Source organism: Lacinutrix venerupis (genome assembly GCF_001971745.1).
Classification (GTDB): domain Bacteria; phylum Bacteroidota; class Bacteroidia; order Flavobacteriales; family Flavobacteriaceae; genus Lacinutrix; species Lacinutrix venerupis.
The window spans coordinates 1,381,118-1,406,203 of record NZ_CP019352.1 but is presented as its reverse complement, the minus strand read 5'-3'; the positions used below and the strand labels follow the sequence as shown (position 1 = coordinate 1,406,203).

16 protein-coding genes are annotated in these 25,086 nt (G+C 30.4%); 6 read left to right on the top strand and 10 right to left on the bottom strand.

Annotated features, from left to right (window positions below):
• Window positions 1-36 precede the first annotated feature (36 nt).
• A complete protein-coding gene (locus BWR22_RS06380; protein WP_317042544.1) occupies window positions 37-2,271 on the top strand; it encodes an FUSC family protein in 2,235 nt (744 codons plus the stop codon).
• 133 nt (window positions 2,272-2,404) lie between these two features.
• The gene (locus tag BWR22_RS06375; protein ID WP_076732741.1) at window positions 2,405-3,286 is read left to right on the top strand and encodes an SdiA-regulated domain-containing protein; all 882 of its coding nucleotides are present in this window, start codon (window positions 2,405-2,407) and stop codon (window positions 3,284-3,286) included.
• A gap of 13 nt (window positions 3,287-3,299) precedes the next feature.
• Here BWR22_RS06375 and BWR22_RS06370 read toward each other — a convergent pair whose 3' ends face one another.
• Entirely contained in the window at window positions 3,300-4,064 is a 765-nt protein-coding gene (locus tag BWR22_RS06370; RefSeq protein ID WP_076732739.1) for a hypothetical protein, read from the bottom strand.
• A 389-nt stretch (window positions 4,065-4,453) separates the two neighbouring features.
• Between BWR22_RS06370 and BWR22_RS06365 the strand changes: the two genes are divergently transcribed.
• The 3 genes from BWR22_RS06365 to BWR22_RS06355 all read left to right on the top strand — a co-directional run bounded on the left by BWR22_RS06365 (window position 4,454) and on the right by BWR22_RS06355 (window position 15,906).
• Complete coding sequence (locus BWR22_RS06365) at window positions 4,454-9,964, top strand: M14 family zinc carboxypeptidase (RefSeq protein ID WP_076732737.1); 5,511 nt, start codon at window positions 4,454-4,456, stop codon at window positions 9,962-9,964.
• A gap of 250 nt (window positions 9,965-10,214) precedes the next feature.
• Complete coding sequence (locus BWR22_RS06360) at window positions 10,215-14,834, top strand: LamG-like jellyroll fold domain-containing protein (protein ID WP_076732736.1); 4,620 nt, start codon at window positions 10,215-10,217, stop codon at window positions 14,832-14,834.
• A gap of 211 nt (window positions 14,835-15,045) precedes the next feature.
• Window positions 15,046-15,906 (top strand): T9SS type A sorting domain-containing protein, encoded by an 861-nt coding sequence (locus BWR22_RS06355; RefSeq protein WP_083678230.1) that lies wholly within the window; start codon window positions 15,046-15,048, stop codon window positions 15,904-15,906.
• A gap of 82 nt (window positions 15,907-15,988) precedes the next feature.
• Here BWR22_RS06355 and hisS read toward each other — a convergent pair whose 3' ends face one another.
• From hisS to rpsF, 6 genes are all read right to left on the bottom strand, one after another.
• Window positions 15,989-17,374: a histidine--tRNA ligase gene (gene hisS / locus BWR22_RS06350; protein ID WP_076732732.1), complete on the bottom strand. Its 1,386-nt coding sequence runs from the start codon at window positions 17,372-17,374 to the stop codon at window positions 15,989-15,991.
• A 199-nt stretch (window positions 17,375-17,573) separates the two neighbouring features.
• Entirely contained in the window at window positions 17,574-18,041 is a 468-nt protein-coding gene (locus BWR22_RS06345; protein WP_076732730.1) for a DUF6495 family protein, read from the bottom strand.
• 14 nt (window positions 18,042-18,055) lie between these two features.
• Window positions 18,056-18,955, bottom strand: coding sequence for a glycerophosphodiester phosphodiesterase family protein (locus BWR22_RS06340; RefSeq protein WP_076732729.1), 900 nt, complete (start codon window positions 18,953-18,955; stop codon window positions 18,056-18,058).
• A gap of 87 nt (window positions 18,956-19,042) precedes the next feature.
• A complete protein-coding gene (rplI, locus tag BWR22_RS06335; protein WP_076732727.1) occupies window positions 19,043-19,504 on the bottom strand; it encodes a 50S ribosomal protein L9 in 462 nt (153 codons plus the stop codon).
• Between the two features lie 13 nt (window positions 19,505-19,517).
• The gene (gene rpsR, locus BWR22_RS06330) at window positions 19,518-19,814 is read right to left on the bottom strand and encodes a 30S ribosomal protein S18 (protein ID WP_076732725.1); all 297 of its coding nucleotides are present in this window, start codon (window positions 19,812-19,814) and stop codon (window positions 19,518-19,520) included.
• A gap of 2 nt (window positions 19,815-19,816) precedes the next feature.
• Window positions 19,817-20,155 (bottom strand): 30S ribosomal protein S6, encoded by a 339-nt coding sequence (gene rpsF, locus BWR22_RS06325; RefSeq protein ID WP_076732723.1) that lies wholly within the window; start codon window positions 20,153-20,155, stop codon window positions 19,817-19,819.
• A gap of 209 nt (window positions 20,156-20,364) precedes the next feature.
• Between rpsF and BWR22_RS06320 the strand changes: the two genes are divergently transcribed.
• Window positions 20,365-21,060, top strand: a complete 696-nt coding sequence (locus BWR22_RS06320) for a LytR/AlgR family response regulator transcription factor (protein ID WP_076732722.1) — start codon at window positions 20,365-20,367, stop codon at window positions 21,058-21,060.
• 132 nt (window positions 21,061-21,192) lie between these two features.
• Here BWR22_RS06320 and priA read toward each other — a convergent pair whose 3' ends face one another.
• The 3 genes from priA to BWR22_RS06305 form a co-directional block, all read right to left on the bottom strand.
• Complete coding sequence (gene priA / locus BWR22_RS06315; protein WP_076732720.1) at window positions 21,193-23,646, bottom strand: replication restart helicase PriA; 2,454 nt, start codon at window positions 23,644-23,646, stop codon at window positions 21,193-21,195.
• A 66-nt stretch (window positions 23,647-23,712) separates the two neighbouring features.
• Window positions 23,713-24,594, bottom strand: coding sequence for a tetratricopeptide repeat protein (locus BWR22_RS06310; RefSeq protein WP_076732718.1), 882 nt, complete (start codon window positions 24,592-24,594; stop codon window positions 23,713-23,715).
• Window positions 24,595-24,607: 13 nt separating this feature from the next.
• The gene (locus tag BWR22_RS06305; protein ID WP_076732716.1) at window positions 24,608-25,057 is read right to left on the bottom strand and encodes a hypothetical protein; all 450 of its coding nucleotides are present in this window, start codon (window positions 25,055-25,057) and stop codon (window positions 24,608-24,610) included.
• Between the last annotated feature and the right edge of the window lie 29 nt (window positions 25,058-25,086).

Below are 25,086 nucleotides of genomic sequence, written 5' to 3'. Positions count from 1 at the left end.
ACAAATTTGTATATTCATATTGTACCTTTACTTTAAATTTTAAGCAAACTTCATATTTTAAATTATATTTTAAATAACTCTAAGGAACTTTTAAATTTTTTTAAAAGCACCAGTTTTAGCAAAGCTATTTTAATTAGTCTTGCCGTTAGTATACCTATAATTCTAGGCATAATTACTAAACGTTTTGAAATTGGTTTAGCCTTATGTTTTGGTGCTTTTTGGTGCTCTCCAAGTGATGTTAATGGTAGTTTAAAACACAAGCAAATTGGCATATTATTTTCTGCCTTATTAGTTTCTATAATAAGTTTTATAGGTGGCTTTCTTCACTTAACAGGTTATTTTTTATATCCAATTTTAGGTGTTTTAACCTTTTGTATTGCTTTTATCTCTATTTATGGGTTTCGAGCTTCATTAATAAGCTTTTCTGGACTATTAGCTTTAGTTTTAAGTTTTGCACATACTTTAGAAAATCTTGAAGTCTACCAATATGCATTATTAATTGGTTTAGGTGGTTTATGGTATTTATTAATATCAACAATATGGTATTATATAAACCCTAAAGCACAAACCGAAGAACTTCTTAAAGAAACCATTGTACTTACAGCAGAATTTCTAAATGTTAGAAAAAAATTAATAGGTAAGAAAAAAGAAAAATACAGCTTAAAAACTAAGCTTATGACTTTGCAAAGTGAGTTAACCGAGCATCATGAAACTTTAAGAGAAATACTCATTTTATCAAGAAAAAGCTCTGGAAAATCTAATTACCAAAGTAAGAGGCTACTTGTATTTATACAATTAATTGAAATTTTAGAAAATGCAATTGCAAATCCTGTAAACAACGATAAAAGAGATGCTTTACTTAAACTTCATCCAAATATAAAAAGAGAATTTAAAAATATAATTTCAGAACTATCAAAACAATTATTAAGTATTGCTGAAAATATTAATAATCCAAAAAAAATACAAGTTAGTAATATGCTTACTAAAGCATTTACCACTTTAGAAAAAAGTATTTTAAAATTTAAAAATGAAAATAACTCTGAAGATTATGAATTATACTTAATGCTTCATAATTTTTTAGACTATCAAAAAAAACAAAACGAAAAACTAAAGAAAATTAAATGGCTTTTAGGTAATCCAGATTTAAAAAGTGATGATTATATTAAAAACGATAAATTAAATCGTTTTATAGTTTCACAAGATTATAACCCTAAATTACTAATTAGAAATTTTAGTTTTAGATCTAATATTTTTAAACACTCTTTACGTTTAGCATTTGTGGTAATGCTTGGCTATGCTGTGGGTATGTTTTTAGATTTTCAGAATCCGTATTGGATTATACTTACAATAATTGTGATTATGAGACCAAGTTATGGTCTAACAAAAACAAGAACTAAAGATAGAATTATTGGAACATTAATAGGTGCTATTTTAGCAAGTGGCTTAGTATTTTTAATAAATAGTCCTTATTTATATGGTGGTTTAGGCATAATTGCTTTGGTTATTGCTTTTTCTATGGTACAGAAAAACTATAAAGCTTCTGCTACTTTTATAACACTTAGTGTAATTTTTATTTATGCTATTTTAGAACCTAATATTTTAAAAGTTATCCAATTTAGAGTTTTAGATACTTTAATTGGAGCATTATTATCTTTTGCAGCAATGCTATGGTTATGGCCTGCTTGGTCTTTTATGGAAATAAACGAGTATTTAAAAAACAGCTTAAAAGCAAATACATTGTTTTTTAATTCTATTACCAATCATTATCAAACTAAAGGAAAAGTACCAACAAGTTTAAAAGTTAATAGAAAAGAAGCCTTTTTACAAACCTCTAATTTAAGTTCTGCGTTTCAGCGTATGGCTCAAGAGCCTAAATCCAAACAAAATCATATTGATGATATATACCAATTAGTTGTTGTAAACCATAGTTTTCTTTCTGCTTTAGCTTCATTAAGCGCATATATTCAAAATCATGCTACAACAGAAGCTTCAAAAGATTTTAAATTAATTACTAATAAAATAACAAACAATCTTAATACTATTTGCAAAGATTTAGCAACTATTAACTTTGAAGATATTGAGTTAAAAAATAAGACTTTAGAAACAAAAGAGAATGCTTTTATTTTTCCGTTTAAAACTATAACCAATCAAGTATTATTACAAACTAACAATATAAGAAACCACAAAGAGGCACACTTAATTTGGGAACAATTATATTGGTTGTATAGTTTAACCGAAAAGATGCTAAAAATAGTAAACAGATTTAAATAAATATTACAATTTTATTTTGTTAAAGGTTTCTAACTAAACTTTTAACTAACACTTAAAGTTCATATTTTTGTATTAATACTTTTATAAACTTTTTAACACAAGTATTAATTAATAAAAAGTATCTTATACACATATGAAAATATCAAACTTTAATATTACTGTAATTATTTCGGTTCTTGTAAGTGTTTTAATTTTAGGATTACAAAAACCAATTACAGACTCTATTCTTAAAAAGCAATTAACAGAAGAAGATAAATACCATGCAACCTATTCTATAAAAAACGCATATATTTTACCAGAGATATTAAACGAAATTAGCGGTATTACCTCTCTTGGTAATGGGCGATTTGCATGTGTTCAAGATGAAGATGGCATTATTTTTATTTATAATATAAATGATAATGAAATAGAATATAAAGTAAAATTTGGTAAACCTGGAGATTACGAAGCTATAGCCATTAACGAATCTGATGCTTATGTAATGCATAGCGAAGGTGTTATTTTTGAAATTAAAGATTATGAGTCTGAAAATCCTGAAATTTCTGAAATTGAAACACCTTTTAAAGTAAAAAATAATATTGAAAGTTTAACTTTTGATCCAGATAATAACCGGTTACTTACCATTGCAAAAAATATAGATTTAGACGATAAGAGTTTCAAAAATATTTATGAAATACCTTTAGATACTAAAATAATGAACTTAGAGCCTATTGCAAAAATTAATTTAAATGACATTAAATTTAAATCGTATAAACAAAAAAGTATCGAAAAAACCTTTAATCCTTCGGATATAGCAATACACCCGAAGACTAAAGATATTTATATTATTGAAGGTAAAAATCCAAAACTTTTAATACTTACCAAAAATGGTGAATTATCTAAAGTACTACCATTAGATAAGAAGAAATTTGAACAACCGGAAGGTATTACTTTTAGTGAAGACAATAGATTGTTTATATCTAACGAAGCTAATAGTAGTAATGCAAATATTTTAGAAGTTATTATAAAAGAATAGTTTTTAACGAAGGTTATTTAATATAATTTTTAAGAAGTTTTTTAAGAAGTTTTACATCTTCATTCTTCTCACGCTTTAAATTCTGTTTTTTATCTTGTTCAAATAAAGCATAATCAATTTCAATTAAATTAATATTTTTCTTTTTAAGTATATCTTTTCGTTTATTCTTATACTTTATTATTTGCTCACCTCTAGTAATACCACTTACCGTCATTACCTTTAATTTTTCTAGCTCTTGCTCTGTTTTATTTTGCTTGTCTAGAAATTCAATAGCTAAATTAGCATCGTTATAAAATGCAGCTAAAGGAAGTTTTGTTCTAGTTTTTCCTCTTTTATGTAAATCTCCAACTAAAGAAGCAAACGTATGCTTACGTGAAGATTTTTCGTTAAGTAGCTCATCGCAAATATTTAAAATATAGAACTCGTCGCTACGCTCTCTACTTTCTTTTAATTTTTCTTTTTTAGACACAGTAACAATAGCATCATTTTTTGGCAAGTTAGCACCTTCCCTTACTAAATACCAGTACACAGCTGTTTCTGTTCTCTCTGCATGAATAAGTGGTATTCTATCTAGTTTATTATCTTTATCTAAAGCTCTTAATACTTTTCTAAATGGCAAACCCTTTTTAACATCTTTATTAAATACACCAGTGCTTACCATATCTGGCATGATATCTTTTATTGCAATCCAGTTTACTTTAGTATTATTATCAAAATAATTTTTAATAACATTATTTATTTGATCTATACTATCCTTTTTATCAAGCTTATTATCCATAATTATACTTTAAAATTAATTTTATTTTATACAAATAAAACGGCCGCAAGATAAGCGAATATTATTACGATATAATTATAAAAACACATAATATCACCTTCTAAGAAACTAATAGTCTGTTTATTGTTTTTTTAAACAACATAGAATTTAGTTACATAATATTACAACCGTTTAAAGTATAAATTAAATATAGAAACAGACTTTAAAGCTATATTTACATCAAAAAAAACGCATTTAATCCGATAAAAATGCATTTCATAATTATTTAATTATCAGCTGTTTAAAATACTAAATAGCTTTTAATCGTATTTTTTTGCGTTTTGTAGATGATATTTGAATCATTTTTAATAGTTTAGCAAACTAAATTAGATAATCCAATTCTACTAAACATGAAAAAAATTACCTTACTATGTGTTGCCTTATTTATGGTGGCATTTTCTTTTTCGCAAGAAAAGTATTCTCGCATTAAAATTAACCATGCAAACCAACATATAGCAAACACTATTGCTTTGCAAGGCATTGATTTAAATTGTGGCGCTAAACATGAAGGAGAAGCTATTTCTCTTGATTTATCTGCAAAAGAGATTAATAATTTAAGAGCAAACAATGTTTCTTTTACGGTTGAAATAGACGATTTACAAAAATTTTACTCCGAAAAAGCAAAAATAGACCTTCCTAAAGCTAAAGCCGAATTAAAAAATGCTCAATCTCGAGCAGCGGCACAATCTAACAATTATAAATCTTCAATTTCAAATATTGTAACAAATAACATTATTCAATATACTGGATGTGACGAAATAGATTTTGTTGAACCTCAAAATTTCAATTTAGGTAATTGGGCTGGATGTTTAACGTATAGAGAAGTACAAAATGAGTTAGATGATATGTACACATACTCTCAAACTAATAGTTTAGATATTGTATCTGTTAAAGCAAATGCATCTTCTACCGGACAAAAAACTTGGGGAAATCCAGCTAACACAATTACAAATAATGGTCTTACTTACTCTGGACAAGGTACAGCGAGCTCATTTGAAAATCAACCAGATAGAGACGGAAAAACGTTTTGGGACCCAGAAACTATATATTATATAAGAATAACTGGTGATCAAAGCACAACACCGGAAGGTACAAAACCACAAATATTATTTACTTCTATGATTCACTCTAGAGAGGTAAGTGCTTTAATGAATAACATGTACTTTATGTGGTATTTAGTTGAAAATTACGCTACAGATCCTGCCATTAAAGAGCTAGTAGATAATAACGAATTATATTTTGTACCTGTTGTAAATCCTGATGGTTTAAAATGGAATGAACATTTAGATGCAAGATTAGACGGATTAGTAGACGATGGGAGCTATTACCAACGTAAAAATTTAAGACCTAACACAGGTGGCACTGGTAACACTTCAGACAATAGAGGTGTCGATTTAAATAGAAACTTCGATTATTATTGGGGATACAACAATATTGGTTCTTCTGGTACACAAACAAGTGGTACCTACAGAGGTCCAGCTCCAGAGTCTGAACCTGAGACTCAAATTATGGTAGATTTTATTAATACCAGAAATATTAAATCTGCTGTTTGGAACCACTCTTTTGCCAACTCTGTACCACATCCATATGGTGGCGAACCTACCGATAGTTCTGGTAGAGAAGATGAATACTACAAGTGGCATGAAGAAATGACGCGCTATAACAGATATTTATATGGAGCTACTATTTTTTATGAATCTAATGGTTTACCTGATGATTGGATGATGGGTGGTGTGCCAGATAATAATAACTCTACAGGTTCTGGTCAAGCTATTATTGCAACTACTCCAGAACATGGTGGCGAAGGTTTTTGGCCTACACCATCTACTATAATTCCTATTGCTAAACGCTCTATGAGAATTTCCTTAGCAACAGCTTATTATGGAGGTAAATACGCTAAACTTCATGATTTAACACAAAGTAACATAACAAGCTTATCTGAAAATTTAGAATTTGGTATTGAGCGTATAGGACAAACAGCTAGTGATTTTACTGTAACAGTAACTCCTATTTCACCTAATATAGCAAGTATATCTTCTCCTGTAACAGAAACAGGAATGCCTGTTCTATCACAAAGAACAGTTTCATTTTCTTTAAATTTAAATTCAGGTATTACTCCTAACGAAGAAATTCAATATAATGTTAAACTTTCTAACGATGATGGCATTATATATGAAGCTAACTATAAAAAATACTATCAACCAACACTTTTATTCGATCATGATCCAGATGCCACAGGCTTAACAGGATGGACACAATCTAATGGTTGGACAAATACAACATCAGACGCATATTCAGGATCTAATGCTTTAAGCACTGGAACATATTCTAATAACATTACAAAAACATTAACTACAACAAATAGTTTCGACTTTACAAATTCTGAAGAAGTACTTATACAGTTTTATACTAAGTGGGATATAGAAAGAAATTATGATTTTGTTGAAGTATTAGCTTCGCCAGATGGTGGTTCTAACTGGTTACCGCTTTGCGGAAATTACACAAAACCAAATGCAACTAGTGCAACAACAAGTCATGATAATAAAAGTTCTAGTGGAGATAACCCTAATTTTCAAGCTAATAGTTCTGGGCAAGTTTATGATGGAGATAGAATGGACAATTGGGTAATGGAAGAATTTACTATAGATGCTAGCAATTATGCTTCTCTTCTTAACTCAAACAACGTAAGAATAAGATTTAATTTTAGAACAGATAATCGTAATGTAAATGAAAACTACTCTACAACAAACGATGGTTTCTTTATAGACGATTTTAAAATTATAAGCGTTAATGTAGCTTGCCAAACCACTGTACCTACAAACCTTGCTGTTTCAAATATCTCAGCATTTAGTGCTCAAGTAGATTGGTTTGAAGTAACTTCTGCTACTTACGATTTAAGATATAGAGAAACTGGATCTGGAGCAGCTGGTTGGACAACTGTTACAAACCTTTCTACAAATAGCTACACTATTACAGGACTGTCGGCAGATACAGATTACGATGTACGTGTAAGAACACGATGCGAAACTAATACTTCTAGTTATAGCGCTATTGAAAACTTTACAACTCCGGCAGCTGTACCTTGTACAGGCACTCCTGTTGTCTCATTTCCATACTCTGAAAGTTTTGAATCAAATTTCGGTTTATGGACAAATAACACAAGTGGAGACGATATAGATTGGACAAGAAACTCTGGAACGACACCAACAAACACTACTAATAATCCAGATATTACTGGTCCTTCTGGAGCAAGTAATGGCACGTTTTATATTTATACTGAAGCATCAGGAGAAGGAACTGGTTACCCTAACAAAGTTGCTTATATCACAAGTCCATGTTTTGAATTAGATGGTTACGAAAATTCTCAATTCTCTTTCGACTACCATATGTTTGGTGCAACAATGGGAAATTTATACGTAGAAGTTAGTACAGATAATTTTGCAACTTTCAATACTGTTTTTACTCAAATAGGTCAGCCAAACTCTCAAACAACAGCTAATTCAAATCCATGGTTAACAGAAACTATTGATTTATCTGATTACGATGGACAAACAATTAAATTACGTTTTCATGGTATTACTGGTTCTGGTTTTAGAAGTGACATCTCTGTAGACAATATTAATTTTACAGCAGATGTAGCCACTTCTTCACCACCTGTAGCGGCTTGCCAAAACATTACAGTACAATTAGATAATACCGGTAATGCAACTATTATAGCAACAGATATAGATAATGGTTCTACAGACGATGTAGCTATTACAAACTACGCAATAGATATTGATACTTTCGATTGTTCTAATATTGGAACTCCAGTTACCGTAACACTTACTGTTACAGATGCCGAATCTCAAACCGATACTTGTACCGCAACTGTTACTGTAGTAGACCAAGTAAACCCAGAATTCGTTAATGTACCTAGTGACCAATCGTTTACCTGTGGAAACAATAATCCAACATGGACAGACCCAACAGCAACAGACAATTGTGATACCACTTTAACTGTAGTTAGAACTGATGCTACAGGATTAAACAGTGGAGACACTTTTCCATCTGGAAACACAACCATAAGTTACTCTGTAACCGATAATAACGGCAATACAGAAACAGCATCATTTAATGTAAACATTATAGCAGATAACGAAAATCCAACAGCTGTTTGCCAAAACATATCTGTACAATTAGATAATACAGGTAATGCAACTATAACAGCTTCTCAAATTAATAATGGCTCATCAGATAATTGCGGAATAGCTAGTATTTCTGCATCTAAAACAAGTTTTACTTGCGAAGATGAAGGTCCAAATAATATAACCTTAACCGTAACTGATGCTAATGGAAATTCTGACACTTGTACAGCCGTTGTAACAATAACACTACAAGATGAACCTGCTACAGTAAATTGCTGGGACAATTACACTTACAACTATACAAATTGTTCTTGGGAAAACACAGGAACTCAAGATCCTGAACCAACGGCTGTTAACTGTTGGGATAATTACCAATTTAACGATAGTACGTGCCAGTGGGAAAACACAGGAACTCAAGATCCTGAACCAACTGCCGTTAACTGTTGGGATAACTACCAATTTAACGATAGTACGTGCCAGTGGGAAAACATAGGAACTCAAGATCCTGAACCAACTGCCGTTAACTGTTGGGATAATTACCAATTTAACGATAGTACGTGCCAATGGGAAAACATAGGAACTCAAGATCCTGAACCAACGGCTGTTAACTGTTGGGATAATTACCAATTTAACGATAGTACGTGCCAGTGGGAAAATACAGGAACTCAAGATCCTGAACCAACGGCTGTTAACTGTTGGGATAATTACCAATTTAACGATAGCACATGCCAATGGGAAAACACAGGAACTCAAGATCCTGAACCAACGGCTGTTAACTGTTGGGATAATTACCAATTTAACGATAGCACATGCCAATGGGAAAACATAGGAACTCAAGATCCTGAACCAACGGCTGTTAACTGTTGGGATAATTACCAATTTAACGATAGTACGTGCCAGTGGGAAAATACAGGAACTCAAGATCCTGAACCAACGGCTGTTAACTGTTGGGATAATTACCAATTTAACGATAGCACATGCCAATGGGAAAACACAGGAACTCAAGATCCTGAACCAACGGCTGTTAACTGTTGGGATAATTACCAATTTAACGATAGCACATGCCAATGGGAAAACACAGGAACTCAAGATCCTGAACCAACTGCCGTTAACTGTTGGGATAACTACCAATTTAACGATAGTACGTGCCAGTGGGAAAATACAGGAACTCAAGATTCAGAACCTGCTACAGAATGTTACGAAACTGCAACGTTTAACGACACTACATGTACATGGGAAATAACAAATAACGGAACAGCAATCACTTATTATGCAGATACAGATGATGATGGATATGGTGATGCAAATAATTCAATTCAAGATTGCACTCAGCCAATGGGCTACGTTACAAATGATTCAGATTGTGATGATTCTAACAACTTAATAAATCCAGAAGCAACTGAGATTCCTCAAAATGGTATTGATGAAGATTGTGATGGATATGATGAAGAAACCTTAGGATCTACAGAATTTGAAAATGAAAACATTAGTATTAGTCCTAATCCTTTTAATTCAACTATTAATATTTTATTACCATTAAATTATAATAATGAAATAATAACAGTAACAATTTACGATTTAAATGGAAGAGTTGTTTATACTAAAACCACTACTCCATCATTAAGAAAATTAACAATTAATGGTTTAGAAAGATTAGATCAAGCTCCTTATTTTTTAAGACTTTCTAATTCTAAAAATTTAATTATTCATACTCAAAAAATGATTAAATTCTAAAGTAATTATTTAATTAATAAAAAAAGTTGAGCATATTAATGCTCAACTTTTTTATTTTCAAATAATCTTTTATCGATAAAACACATAATTACACGCTCAAATACACTGATTTTTTATTTTATAAAGAACTAAAAATCAACGTATTACAAACTGAATATGCATTTCATCGATTATTTTTGCTTTTTAAGGACTAATATTGTAGTTTTACAACCTATTACAAACTAGGTTCCCTAAATTAACCTATTAACCTATGAAAAAAACTACCCTCAAAGCAAACCTATTAGCTATAATAGCTTTTTTAGGATTAATTAATCTGTTCTCATCTCAAGCACAAACAACAACAACTCTTGGTTTTTATGACTTTGAATCTGGAACACAAGGTTGGACAGAAAGTAACCAAGGATTTCGTAACAATAATGGAACTTACGCATATAGTGGAAATAATAGTTTCTGGTTAAGAGATAATCTTGGCAATAATTCCACAATGACCTCTCCTTTTTTTAGTTTAGGATTGTACGATAAAGTTGATATTAAATTTTTCTTTACTACATATAGCATGGAAACAGGAGAAGATTTTTTTGTAGAATATCACGATGGTGGTGTTTTCTCCAATTGGGAAACTGTTGCTAGATTTGTAAGTGGTAGTGTAGCTAATAAAAGTGCAGACTTTCAATCTACAAATTCTGTTATATTTTATAGTAAAACTGTTACATTAATGTCTACAGATTATACTTTACCTATATTACCTACTGGAAGATTTAGAATACGTTGTGATGCTAGTAACACTGGTGATTATGTAATGGTAGATGATATTACTATATCGGGTACTACATATGCTAATCCTACTACAGGTCCAGGTGGAGTAACTAATAATTTAGACTTATGGTTAAAAGCAGATCAAGTAAATGGAACTACAACTGCTGCCGATGGATCTCTTGTAAGCCAATGGATAGATAATGGAAAAGGAAATAATGCAGAAGTTGTTGTTGCTGGTCAAGAACCCGTATTTAGAAACAATACTGTAAAAAACATGAACTTTAATCCTGTTATTGAGTTTGAAAACGACAATAATACAGCATATAGTGATATGACATATATTACTAATAGAGATGAGCTAAAAGGTACAGGAGGTTTTAATACAAATGATATGTTTGTGGTACTAATGCCAGATCCTACAGTTACCACTTCAATGATTCCTTTAGATACTTTTACCAGCTCAGATCCCTTAGCTGAAAGTTATGCAGAAGATGTAACTGGTTTTGGTTATGGATCTTACACTGCAAGGTTTAATAACGAAAGGTTAACTTATTGTATTGGAACCACCAGTGAAGGCGAATCAGTTGCTGAAAATGGATATGGAAGAGCAGATACAAACTCAACTAACGATTATAATAAAATTCAAATAATAAATATTAGACAAAACGCAGCTGATACTGATATGGAATTATATTTCAACGCCAATCAGGTTGGAAATGAAACAAATGACATTTCCAAATATGCTACTATTAACAATGGAAGATATTGGTTAGGAAGAAGCCAATACTGGAATGGTAGTTTTGATGGTCGTATTGCAGAAGTAATAACATATAACTCAAGAAAATCTGATGCCAACCTTACTCAAGAACGTAATAGAATACAATCTTATCTTGCCATTAAATACGGTATAACATTAGGTGTTAACGGTACTTCGCAAGATTATGTAGATAGTGACGGAGACGTTATTTGGGATCAATCTGCAAACGTTGGATACAATTACGATATTGCTGGTATTGGTAGAGATGATGATGGAGAATTAAACCAAAAACAATCTAGAAGTGTAAATGATGCTGTAGATGGTTTTGGAAGAATTGAAGGTATCCTTACTATGGGATTAAACGACATTTATAATACTAATTCAGAAAACATTTCAACAAATACTGAAACTTTAAATGATAAAAACTATTTAGTTTGGGGAAATAACAATGCTAGTTTAGATGCTGCTCCAATAACCGTTGCTGTAGATTTAAGTTCTGGAATTTCTGGATTGTCGACTCCTGTAAGCTTTTTAGGAATGCAACGTATCTGGAAAGTTGTTGAAACTGGTGGAGATGTAGGTTCTGTAAAAGTAAGTATTCCTCAAGATGCTATTAGAAATATTAGTCCTCCTGGAAGTTATTATATGTTTATTTCAGATACACCAGTATTCGATCCTACTGCAGATTATAGATTAATGCAAATAAATGGATCTAATCTAGAAGCAGATTACGATTTTAATGGTACTAAATATATCACTTTTGGTTATGCACCGCAAGTAGAAGTAACACGTTCTGTTTATTTTGACGGTTCGCAAGACTATATCGATATGTCTAATAAGTTAAATTTAAATCCATCTGGATTTACAATTTCTGCTTGGATAAAAAGAGATGCCGCAGATACTGGTAATGCATCTATTATATCTAAACGAGATGTAGCTTATACAGAAGGTTATGATTTTAGGATAATAAATGATAACAGAATTCAAATGCGTTGGATAAATGGAACCAACCAAAACCTAACATCTAACACTTCTATTCCAGACGATGAGTGGCATCACGTTGCTGCCATCTACAACGGTACAAGAGTTTACCTATATATTGATGGTGTATTAGACCGATCTGCAAATAGAAATGCACCTATAGATACAGATGAGTCTTTTAATATTGCTGCTGCAGGAAAAAACACGCCTACACAATACTTTAGAGGAAATATTGATGAAGTTAGAATTTGGGATACAGAACTTACTCAAGCACAATTACAGTATATAATGAATCAAGAAATTCAAGAAAATACTGGTTTTGTTAATGGTAAAGTTATTCCATCGTCTATAACTAAAAACGATGTTGCAACCATACCGTGGAATGCTTTAGCTGCATATTATCCAATGTCTATTTATACATATACAAATACAGAAGATGCTTCTGGGAATGGAAATCAAGGTGCTTTAAGAAACTTAAACACAGTAGATTTTCAAACTGCACCATTACCTTACCAAACGGCAAATAATACAGATTGGAATTTAAACAGCACATGGCTTAACGGAGATGTGCAAACAATTCCTGGTGCCGCTTCTATAGTAAATAGCGACACTACTGTAGATTGGAATATTGTAGAAACAAACCACAACATTACTATGGATAATACATCGTTACCTACTGCAAACAATAGCAATAGAGTTTTATTATCTCTTAATGTTATAGGTAACACTTTATCTGTAGCAGGAAATACAGCTACAAACTCAGGGAATGCTTTAACAATATCTCACTATCTAAACTTAGATGGTAAAATAGATTTAGAAGGAGAATCTCAATTAATACAAACAATAGATTCAGATTTAGATGTAACAAGTTCTGGACTATTAGAAAGAGACCAACAAGGTACACAAGACTTATACACATATAATTATTGGTCTTCACCAGTTGGTGTTAGCAACACGACCACTAACAACAATAATTACACAATTCCAGATGTATTGTTAGACGGTACTAATCCTGCTTCACCTCAAGCTATTAATTTTATAATTAATGGTTATAATGGAACATCTGGCTCACCTATAGGTATTGCAGATTACTGGATTTGGAAGTATGCAAACTTAGCTACAGACTATTACAACTGGCAACATGTACGTAGTACTGGAACAATGTCTGCAGGAGAAGGATTTACAATGAAAGGTGTAAGTAACACAAATGGCAATATTGCTTTAGAACAAAACTATGTTTTTAGAGGAAAGCCTAATAATGGTGATATTAACTTAACTATAGATAACAATTATGATTATTTAGTTGGTAATCCATATGCATCAGCATTAGACGCTAATACATTTATATTAAATAACACAAACACTACTGGTACAGTATATTTTTGGGAGCACTTTGGTGGAGGATCTCATTATGTATCACAGTATGAAGGAGGTTATGCAACATATAATCTTTCGGGAGGTATACCAGCTATGCAACACGATTATACAACAGGAGGAACTACAACAGGAGGAACACCAACAAAAACTCCAGACCGTTATATTCCTGTTGGACAAAGTTTCTTTGTTACAGGATCTAGTTCTGGAACTATAAACTTTAATAACGGACAACGTGTTTTTGAAAAAGAAGGAGCGAACTCTGTATTTATAAGACAAAGCAATAACCAACCAAACGAAACTGTATATAATGATAATAGATTAAAAATTAGATTAGGTTTTAATTCTGTTAATGATACTTATACAAGACAAATCCTAGTAACACAAGATGTAAATGCTACACCACAAGTAGATTTTGGATATGATGGAGAATCTAACGATTCTCAAGTTACCGACATGTTTTGGGATATAGATGATAAAAAATTTCTTATTCAAGGAACAAACCAAATAGATGTTTCTACAATTTTACCATTAGGAATTATTACTAATGAAAATGGAGATAACAGTATTAAAATTGATGCTTTAGAAAATGTTCCTAATGATTTAGAGATATACATTTATGACAACGTTACAGATACTTATTTTGATATTAGAAATAACCCGGAATTTACCGTTAATTTAAATGCAGGTGAGTATTTAAACCGTTTTGACTTAAGGTTCTCTAACGCAAATACTTTAAGCACTCAAGATTTTGAAGCTGAAACTAGTTTACAATATTATTTTGCAAACAATAACGAAACTATTGTTATTAATAATCCAGAATTCGAAATTATTAAATCTGTAGAATTATTTAATATTTTAGGTCAGTCAATTATAAAATATACCGAAATAGAAAATGACAGTATTATTGAATTAAAAACTAGTAATATTTCTACTGGAGCATATATTATAGAAATTAATACCGAAAACGGAAAACTCTCTAAAAAAGTTTTAGTTGAGTAATATATAGAAATCTAAAAATTCTAAAGCCTGAAACATTAAGTTTCAGGCTTTCTTTTTATGTAAAAAGTAGTTAATCGTAAAAATTAACACAAACTTGCCGTACATCGTATTTATTAGTTTTTTGTAGCTTTTTTTAAAATTTAACTTACTTATTGCTATAAATTTGAGAGAAACAAAATCTTACTTTTTTTGTTTTTTAAAATCGCTAACCATGAATAATTTTTCGCTAAAAAAAATATTATATACGTTTATAATTACATTATTCTGTATCAATTTATTTGCCCAACAAGGGACTAATAATGATGATAGAATGAAAATTAGATTAGGCTTTACCTCTACAACCAATACTCACAAACAAATTTTAGTAACTGTAGATAATAATGCGACTGCAGGAATAGATTTTGGTTACGATGCCGAAATTTTTAACACTAATCCAGATGATATTTACTGGATAATAGATAATAGAAAATTTAATATTCAAGGTATAGACAATATAGACGAAAATTCAATTTTACCTATAGGTGTACATACTGCTATAGATGGTGATTACACTATAGTAATAGACCAATTACAAAATGTACCAGAGGATAGAGAGATTTTTCTTTTTGATAAAGAAGACAACACTTATTACAACATAAAAAATAACACTGGAGTTTCTTTAACTTTAAATGCTGGAGACTATGTAAATCGATTTGAATTACGTTTTATAAATGAAATTGAAACCACAGAAGAAGAAGAAGAAGAAGAAAATTCTACAACAGATAATACCGATGAAGAAGACGAAGACGTTTTTGGTATAAACATAGATATTAGCTTAGGTTTAAAGGCTGAAGCTGGTGTTCAAATTCAGTTTTTAAACAACTCAAAACAAATTAGCATTAACAATCCTGCTACTGCTCCTATTACATCTGTCGAAATTTATTCATTTTCTGGAAAATTAAAAGCAAAGTATAATTCTATTGGTAAAGAAGAAAAAATTGTAATACAGACAAATAACTTAAAGTCTGGACAATATATTTTAAGAGTTAATTCGGATGTAGAATCAAAATCAAAAAAAATATTAGTTAATTAATTTATTACTTACATCTAAATAAAAACTAAAAAAACCTGAGAACAATAAGTCCTCAGGTTTTTTAATTATTATAATATTCCTATTAATTTTTTAATAAACTTATTAGTTCTTTTAGTTCTACTTTATTCTGTTCTCCAGATTTCATATTCTTTAAAGTATAACTATTTTTATTCATTTCCTCCTCTCCTACTAAAACCACAAATGGAATATTACGTTTATTAGCATAATTCATTTGCTTTTTCATATGCTTTCCATTTGTAATTTTATCTGGATAAAGCTCTGCATTAATACCTGTTTCTCTTAAATATTTAATTGCTTTTAAACTAAATAATGCTTCGGCATCTCCAAAATTTATAAATAGAACTTCTGTACTTTTAGCAATAGTTTCTGGAAACAATCCTAATTCTTCTAACACTAAATAAATACGGTCTAAACCAAAACTTATACCAACACCACTTACATTTTTAAGACCAAAAACACCAGTTAAATCGGCATATCTTCCTCCACCGCCAATAGATCCCATTTTTACTCCTTGTGGTGCAGACACTTCAAAAATAGCGCCTGTGTAATAATTTAATCCTCGAGCCAAAGTAACATCTAACTGTAAATTAGCAGTTTTTAGGTCTAGCTCACTAATTGCTTTATTAATAAAATCTAATTCTTCAATACCTTTTTTTCCTTCTTCGGAAGTACTAAGAATGTCTTTTAAACTTTCTATTTGAGAATTAAAATCTCCAGTTAAAGAAAACAATGGTTGCAATTTATCTATTCCGCTTTGCGAAATTCCTTTACCTAACATTTCTTCTTTTACCTTCTCCTCTCCTATTTTATCTAACTTATCTAAAGCTACAGTAAAATCTATAAGTTTATCGCTAGCACCTATTACTTCAGCAATACCAGAAAGTATTTTACGATTATTTATTTTAATAGTAGTTCCTTTTAAACCTAAAGCAGTAAACACATTATCGTAAAGTTGTATAAATTCTACTTCTTGCCATAAGCTATCACTACCAACAACATCTGCATCGCATTGATAAAACTCTCTAAATCGTCCTTTTTGTGGTCTATCTGCTCTCCAAACTGGTTGCATTTGGTAACGCTTAAAAGGGAAATCTATATCGTTTTGGTGTTGTACTACATATCTAGCAAATGGCACTGTTAAATCGTAGCGCAAAGCTTTTTCTGAAATTTTAGCGGTAATTTTATTAGAATCTTTACCTGCGTATTCTTCATCATTTACTTTGGATAAATAATCACCACTATTTAAAATCTTAAAAATTAAACGATCACCTTCTTCACCATACTTTCCCATTAAAGTATCACTATTCTCAAAACTTGGTGTTTCTATAGGTTGAAATCCAAAAGTTTTAAATTGAGATTTTATAGTATTAAATATGTAATTGCGTTTTGCAACTTGTTCGGGATTAAAATCTCTTGTTCCTTTTGGTATACTTGGTTTTTGTGCCATAATAATTCCCTTTTAAAAAAGGGATCTGTTTTAGGTCTTCTCGATACAATTCTTAATATTTAAGAATTATTCGAAGTGACGTTATCTTAAATTTAGGTTCCACAACAAGTGCGGAATGACAAAAATAGAAGAATTAATTTGAAATAATAAGGAAAATTATTTCTACTATTTATAAGGTTTCTTCCTTCTCAGGAACTCGTTAATTTATTAACTTAAACATATACTCGTACAACTCTCCTTTAGTTATATTAGATCCTTGTTGTATAAGAGTAAATTTATCTAAATTTTTATCTTCGCTATAGTCTTTTTTGGCTTGAACAAATTCTACATTATCATGCATTAAGTTATTTCTTAACCAATTAAAGCCTTCTTTTGTTGTTAAATCGACATCTTCTTTTACTTTAATACCAATTAAATGCATGTTATCTTCGTTTAAAGAAAACAAATGAATATCGTTTGGAGAAATGTGCTCTAAATATCTGGTTTGATTTAGTACTCCTTCCCAAATTAAATCGCTAAAAACATCTAATTCTACTTCTGCTAATTCTGGCTTATTGGCTTTTAAATTTGCCCATTCTTCTGCTGTTATAGATTGTGTTGCTAAAAAGTTTATAAACTCCTTATGTAACTCTTCAAACTGCTCTTTTGTTAACCTAGCGTATTTCATCTTAATTGTTTATTCTATTTTTTAATATTTAAAGCTTTTGCCACCGCAAACGGCCTGTCTGTTGCAAAAATATCTATTCCTTTATTTTTCCAAACACTGTATGGCACTTCTCCTTTAGATTTTGCTTGATTATCTAAATTTCCTAATGTACCTAAAATTGTTTTTATACCATAAGATTGTACTTTTTTATAAAACGCATCTGGAGATAAGCGTGTTCCAGTAAAAGCTAACATATTTTCGGTAGGAATATTAGAGTGCAATAACCAGTCTAACTCCTTATCATTCCTTGCAGAAACAGATAATAGAAGTTCTGGTGCCCACTTATAAGCTTTCTGTGCTTGTTTTAAATCGTAAGTAATTATAATACAGTTATCTTCTGCTTGTTCTTTTCTAATAGCATCTATTACTGTTTCAACATTAACACTTCTTTTTATATCTACTGTTAACACTACATTATTTTGCTTTGCCCATTTTAAAACATTAGTAAATAATGGAATTTTAAAACTGGTTTCGTTACCAAAATCGTCAACCATATTAAAGGCTTGTAATTCTTGATAAGTATAATCTAAAATTTTTCCAGAACCTGTAGTTGTTCTATCTAAAGTATTATCGTGTAATAATACAAGTTTAAAATCTTTTGTTTTAGCTACGTCTATTTCGTAAATAGCAGGAATACTATCGTTTACATATTGTAAAGTCTCTAAGCAATTTTCTGGGTAGTTTTTTATACTCTTTCCTCCACGATGTACACTTATAATTGGTGCTGCATTAGGCTTATATTTAAAAGTTTCAATTAAAACAGATTTTTTTATAATTTCTGTATTAGTTTGAGGTAAAGTTTCATTTTTAGAAACATCATTCTTGCAAGAAACAAGTAAGACAATTAATACTATAAAATGTAAATGTTTTTTCATTAGTAATTCTGCGTTAGCGTAAAATTTAAAATTAAAAAAACCGTTTGAAGAGACTCCAAACGGTTTTGTACTATGTGATTTAAAATCTTAAGATTTAGCTACAACTTCAAAATCAATATCTGCTGTTGCTTCTCTGTGTAAACGTACAGTTGCTGTGTACTGTCCTAAACGTTTAATGTTTCCACCTGTAATAGTGATAAACTTTCTATCAATAGTGTGTCCTTCTTTTTCGAAAGCATCCACTAAATCTAATTTAGTTACAGATCCAAATAATTTATCTCCAGCTGAAGCTCCTTCTGTTGCTTTAGCAGCGATTTTAATATCTAATTGTTTTAAAGCTTCAATTGTAGTATTCGCTTCTTCAATTAATTTTTTGTCTTTAAAGGCACGTTGCTTTAAGTTTTCGGCTAATACTTTCTTTGCAGAAGATGTTGCCAATACAGCGTGTCCTGTAGGAATTAAAAAATTTCTACCATAACCGTTCTTAACCGTTACAACATCGTCTTTAAATCCTAAGTTTTCAACGTCTTGTTTTAATATAAGTTCCATTGTTATGCTAGTTTTATTTTAATAAATCTGTTACGTATGGTAATAAAGCTAAGTGACGTGCTCTTTTTACTGCTACAGATACTTTTCTTTGGTATTTTAAAGAAGTTCCTGTTAAACGTCTTGGTAAAATTTTACCTTGCTCATTAACAAACCCTAATAACCAATCTGCATCTTTGTAATCTACATACTTGATTCCAGATTTTTTGAAACGACAATATTTTTTTTGCTTGTTCGTATCAATATTTAAAGGTGTTAAATATCTAATTTCACCTTCTTTTTTTCCTTTTGCTTGTTGTTCGATAGATGCCATAATTACGCTTTTTTGTTTAATTTAACTCTTCTTCTCTCTGCCCACGAAATCGCGTGCTTGTCTAAAGCTACAGTTAAGTAACGCATAAAACGCTCATCACGTCTAAACTCTACTTCTAAAGGAGTAATGTGTTCACCATCTATAGTGTACTCAAATAAGTGGTAAAATCCACTTTTTTTGTTTTGAATTGGGTAAGCTAATTTTTTTAAGCCCCAATCTTCTTTGGCTACCATCTTTGCTCCTCTTTCAGTAAGAAAATCTTCGTATTTCTTTACTGTTTCCTTTATCTGTGTATCAGATAAAACGGGATTTAAGATGAAAACAGTTTCATAATGATTCATAAAAATCTATTTATTTGTGTTAAAAATGAGTGCAAAAATAACTCTTTTTATTATAACTCACAATTCTTTTTAAAATTAAATTGAAACAATTTTTAAACTCATTTTAAATCTAAAAAAATTGTTAAATTTTACATTTAAGCGATGTTTTTTGGTTTTAATCCGAATTTTTTGTAACATTGTCGATAATTAAACCCAAATATACAAACGCTATGACTCTAAATTGTGTAGTAGTTGATGACTCAGCAATACAAAGACTTTCAATAGTTAAATTGATTGAGAACAATAACTCATTAAATCTTATTGCTGAATACAGCAGTGCTTTAGAAACAAAAAACGGATTAAATACTCACAAGGTAGATCTTATATTTCTAGATATTGAAATGCCCGTACTTAATGGTTTCGAGCTTTTAGACGTATTAAATAACAGACCACAAATTATTTTTGTTACTGGAAAAACTGAATACGCTTTTAAAGCTTTTAATTACGATGCTACAGATTACCTACAAAAACCTATTACTCGTGAACGTTTTAATCAAGCTGTTGAAAAAGCTTTAGAACAACATAAACTTAAATTAGATTTTAACGAAACCGAAGGTGAACATATTTTTGTAAAAAGTAACCTTAAAAAACGTAAAGTATATATTAAGGATATAAAATGGATTGAAGCTCTTGGTGATTATGTAAAATTAGTTACCGAAGATACTTCTCTTGTTGTTTTATCTACAATGAAAGCTTTTGAAGGCGAATTACCTGACGGTAAATTTTTAAGAATACACAAATCTTATATTGTAAATCTTGACAAAGTAGATAGATTTAACAGTAAAAATGTTGAAGTTGGTTCCTACGAAATCCCTTTAAGTAGAAATAAAAAAACATTGCTTGTTGATGCCCTAAATAATATTTAAACTTAACCGCACTTATTTTAATTAACTAAACTAATCCTACTCTATCGAGTAGGATTTTTACTTTTAAACAGTCTTTTTAGCGTGCTTTTTTTTTATACAAATTACCACAAAGTGCTGTAACAACAATAATTACTAATAATTATCTACGTTTATTATAACACGAACACCTTTAAAAGGTCCAACAGCCTCAAAACTTGAATTAATTTTATTAATAGCTTCTTTTGTTTTTGCTAAAGATTGCTGTTGTGGAATTTTAATTAAAATGTTTTTTAAGTATTGATTTCTTACGCGAGATACCGGCGGAAACTCTGGTCCTAAAATATTAGTTTTAAAAACTTGCCTTAAAGACTTTGCAAACCAGTCGCTAGCTGTTTCTACTTTATTATAATCTCTATGTTTTAATGTTATTTTTATAAGTCTAAAAAAAGGAGGATATTTAAAATCACGACGTTCTTGCAGCTGTTCTTTAAACATGTCTAAATAATTATTGGTAGACACTTGTTGTAAAATTTTATGATAAGGATTATAAGTTTGAATTAATACTTTTCCTCTTTTATCTGTTCTTCCTGCACGACCAGAAACCTGAAGCATGAGTTGAAAACTTCTTTCGTGAGCTCTAAAGTCTGGAAAATTAAGCATATTATCTGCATTCATAATCCCAACAAGTTTTACATTTCTAAAATCTAATCCTTTAGTAAGCATTTGTGTACCAACTAAAATATCTATTTCTTGCTGTTCTAAAGCTGTTATTATTTTCTCGTAGCCATGTTTCCCGCGTGTGGTATCTAAATCCATTCGCGCAACTTTAGCTTTTGGAAAAAGTGATTTTGCTTCGGTTTCAATTTGTTCTGTCCCAAATCCTTTGGTATCTAAATTTGAAGTTCCACAAGCCATACACTTTTGCAACATTGCACTGTTGTGTCCACAGTAATGGCAACGTAATTGTTTTCTATATTGATGATAAGTTAAACTTACATCGCAATTTGGGCATTGTGGAGAGTGACCACAAGTATTACACTCTACTATTGGTGAATAGCCTCTTCTGTTTTGAAACAAAATAACTTGATATCCTTCTTCTAAGGCCTCGGTGATTTCTTCAATCATTCTATCACTAAAATGACCTTTCATAAGTTTTCTCTTATATTTATCTGCAATATCTACTAATTCTGTATCGGGTAATTGCACATTATTATAACGTCTATTTATTTCTACTAAACCATATTTATTATCTATTGCATTCTTGTAACTTTCTAAACTTGGTGTTGCGCTTCCTAAAAGTATTTTTGATTTGTGCAAATGAGCCAAAACTACTGCGGCATCTCTTGCATGGTATCGTGGTGCTGGATTAAATTGTTTAAAAGATTGTTCATGTTCTTCGTCTACAATAATTAATCCTAAATCGTGAAATGGTAAAAATATAGAAGAGCGAGCACCTAAAATTATTTTAGCTGTATTAGTGTTTTCCAATACATTGTTATAAACCTCAACACGTTCATGAGCAGAGTATTTACTATGAAACACAGCAACCTGCTCTCCAAAATAGTTTTGAAGCCTTGTTACTAATTGTGTAGTTAATGCTATTTCTGGTAATAGATATAGCACCTGCTTTCCTTTTAATAAAACATCTTCTATAAGCTTAACATACACTTCTGTTTTTCCAGAAGAAGTAACGCCGTGCAATACTATTACATTTTGAGTTTCAAACTTATTTTTTATTTGTTTTAACGCTTCTGTTTGGTATTGGTTTAATGCTTTTGTTGCCTCATTATCTTCTCCTTCGTATTGAACACGATCGGTTTGAATATGATATTCCTCTAGAATCTCTTTATCTATTAACGCTTTTACAATTGCAGCAGAAGCTCCACTTTCTTCTATTAAATCTTTTACTTTAATAGGCTTCTTTGTTTTTGCTGAAATAGAAAACAAAGTCATAACAACTTGTCTTTGCTTTTCGGCTCGACTTAAATCTTGCAAGAGTTGATGTAACCCTATTTCGCTTGTATATTGCGCCTGAAGTTTTACATACCTTACGTATTTTGGTTTGTATTTATCGTAAATTTCTTCTTGCAATAAAATAACTTCTTTATCTATTAATCGCTTAATTACTGGAAGTACATTTTTTTTATCAAGAATACTAGATACTTCTTGTATTTTTAAAGTAGATTGATGGTGCAAGGCTTCGAAAACTAAAAATTCGTCGTCCTTTAAGTCTGTATCTTTTATTTCTTTTTTTAAATTTCTACTAATTAGTGTTTCGCTTTCTAAAATAAATGCATTTGGTAAAGCTGCTCTCATAACTTCTCCAACAGTACACATGTAATATTTTGCAATCCACTGCCAGAATTCAAGTTGTTTTTGAGTAACAATAGGTGTTTCGTCTAAAATTTGGTGAATCTCTTTAGCTTCATAAATTTGTGGTGCGTTAGTATGTATAGCTCCTACTAATCCGGTGTGAATTTTAGATTTACCAAAAGGCACAGACACACGCATACCTACTTGTAAAAACTCAGATTCTGCCTGTGTTATACTGTAGGTAAACATCCTTTCTACGGGAATTGCCAATATTACGTCTATAAAATAACCCATAGCCCAAAGGTAATAGGTTTACACAAAAAAACCATTGCTAAAAGTAATGGTTTTTAAGGTTAAAATTTAATCGTCTATTTTAAATAGTTTTTTTAAAGACGATGTATCTTTTTTCTTTTTAGATTGTATGCTTTGTGTCGTTGGCGTTTTATTTTGAGATTGACTTCTTGTTTGATTACTTGTAGTAGAGCGTCTTCTACTAGATTTATTAGAACTTAATACATTTTCTGCGCTATCTTTAAGTTTTGGAATATTAGCAATTGAGCCGCCATTATTTTTATCTGCTACGGCTCTTAAAATAGCTACTTCAACATCCATCTCGCCAAAATAAGCTAGGTCGTATAAAGTAATAGCTTCTGTATAATTATTTCTTTCCTCATGTATTAGTGCCATTAAAAGCAGTTCGTGTCGTCTTGATTTTATGTTATCTTTATTTGGGTTAATTTCTATACAAGATTTAATATCTGTTTCTGCTGCATCTAAATTTCCTAAATTATAATGCAATTGTGCTCTAGAAAAATAACTATAAGTATTTGGAGACATAGCAACAAGCTGATTAAATTTTTCTAAATCACTTTCTCTAGCCTGTTCTCTAATTATAAGTTTCTTACTTAATTTTTCGCTTTCTAAATGATTAAAATAAGCTTCGCAAGTATATACCAATTCTGGCCTTATAGAAATAAGTAAATCCTTTCTAGCTAATTGGCCTAAAAGCATTTTTTTATTAATATCTTCTTCAACAATTTGAGCATCAATTAATGTTGCATATTTTGATAATGTTTCTCTAAAGCATGCTTTGTATGCATTTTCTGTAAGCTTACGTTTTTGCATTTCTAAAGTTAAACAATCGCACATATCTGCTCTAAATGATGGTTTATACGACTGACTATTAACCAAATTGATTAAGAAAAAAAGACTTGTTACAACTATAATTTTTAAAACATTCATTTTTAATTATTGTTTAATTTTTATTGTCATCAACACTCTCTTCTTCTTCACCTTTAAAATACATTTTAACCGTTTGCATACAGTATTTAAGTGCTTTCTTAGACTTATTTAAATTAATGGTTGCTTTTCCTTTTTTCATAATATTGGCGTTTCCACTAGTCATATCATCTAAAATTGTTGGTAAAATTTGCCACAAGCTATCTACATCTCGTTCTGCACGTTCAATTAAAGTGTCTTCAATTTCAGCAGGTACTTCTACTCCAACTGTTGTTAAACTATCGTACACAAATACCTTATGATATAAATCAAAAGAGTTTTCTACAAATTGATCTACACTTTCAATTTTCGAGACTCGTTTTGGTGGTTTTAATCTTTTTTTCTGTGAGAAACCTAGCAATGGCATTAAAAATAATAGAGCCATAACTATACATATGCGTTGTTGTAATATTCTTTTAGTTTTCATAAATTTTTATTTAGAACTTTTTTTAAAAC

Bases quoted from the DNA above. Each gene is read 5' to 3' on its own strand.
- BWR22_RS06375 (WP_076732741.1), top strand. From the start codon at position 2,405: ATGAAAATATCAAACTTTAATATTACTGTAATTATTTCGGTTCTTGTA.
- BWR22_RS06370 (WP_076732739.1), bottom strand. From the start codon at position 4,064: ATGGATAATAAGCTTGATAAAAAGGATAGTATAGATCAAATAAATAAT.
- BWR22_RS06365 (WP_076732737.1), top strand. From the start codon at position 4,454: ATGAAAAAAATTACCTTACTATGTGTTGCCTTATTTATGGTGGCATTT.
- BWR22_RS06360 (WP_076732736.1), top strand. From the start codon at position 10,215: ATGAAAAAAACTACCCTCAAAGCAAACCTATTAGCTATAATAGCTTTT.
- BWR22_RS06355 (WP_083678230.1), top strand. From the start codon at position 15,046: ATGAATAATTTTTCGCTAAAAAAAATATTATATACGTTTATAATTACA.
- hisS (WP_076732732.1), bottom strand. From the start codon at position 17,374: ATGGCACAAAAACCAAGTATACCAAAAGGAACAAGAGATTTTAATCCC.
- BWR22_RS06345 (WP_076732730.1), bottom strand. From the start codon at position 18,041: ATGAAATACGCTAGGTTAACAAAAGAGCAGTTTGAAGAGTTACATAAG.
- BWR22_RS06340 (WP_076732729.1), bottom strand. From the start codon at position 18,955: ATGAAAAAACATTTACATTTTATAGTATTAATTGTCTTACTTGTTTCT.
- rplI (WP_076732727.1), bottom strand. From the start codon at position 19,504: ATGGAACTTATATTAAAACAAGACGTTGAAAACTTAGGATTTAAAGAC.
- rpsR (WP_076732725.1), bottom strand. From the start codon at position 19,814: ATGGCATCTATCGAACAACAAGCAAAAGGAAAAAAAGAAGGTGAAATT.
- rpsF (WP_076732723.1), bottom strand. From the start codon at position 20,155: ATGAATCATTATGAAACTGTTTTCATCTTAAATCCCGTTTTATCTGAT.
- BWR22_RS06320 (WP_076732722.1), top strand. From the start codon at position 20,365: ATGACTCTAAATTGTGTAGTAGTTGATGACTCAGCAATACAAAGACTT.
- priA (WP_076732720.1), bottom strand. From the start codon at position 23,646: ATGGGTTATTTTATAGACGTAATATTGGCAATTCCCGTAGAAAGGATG.
- BWR22_RS06310 (WP_076732718.1), bottom strand. From the start codon at position 24,594: ATGAATGTTTTAAAAATTATAGTTGTAACAAGTCTTTTTTTCTTAATC.
- BWR22_RS06305 (WP_076732716.1), bottom strand. From the start codon at position 25,057: ATGAAAACTAAAAGAATATTACAACAACGCATATGTATAGTTATGGCT.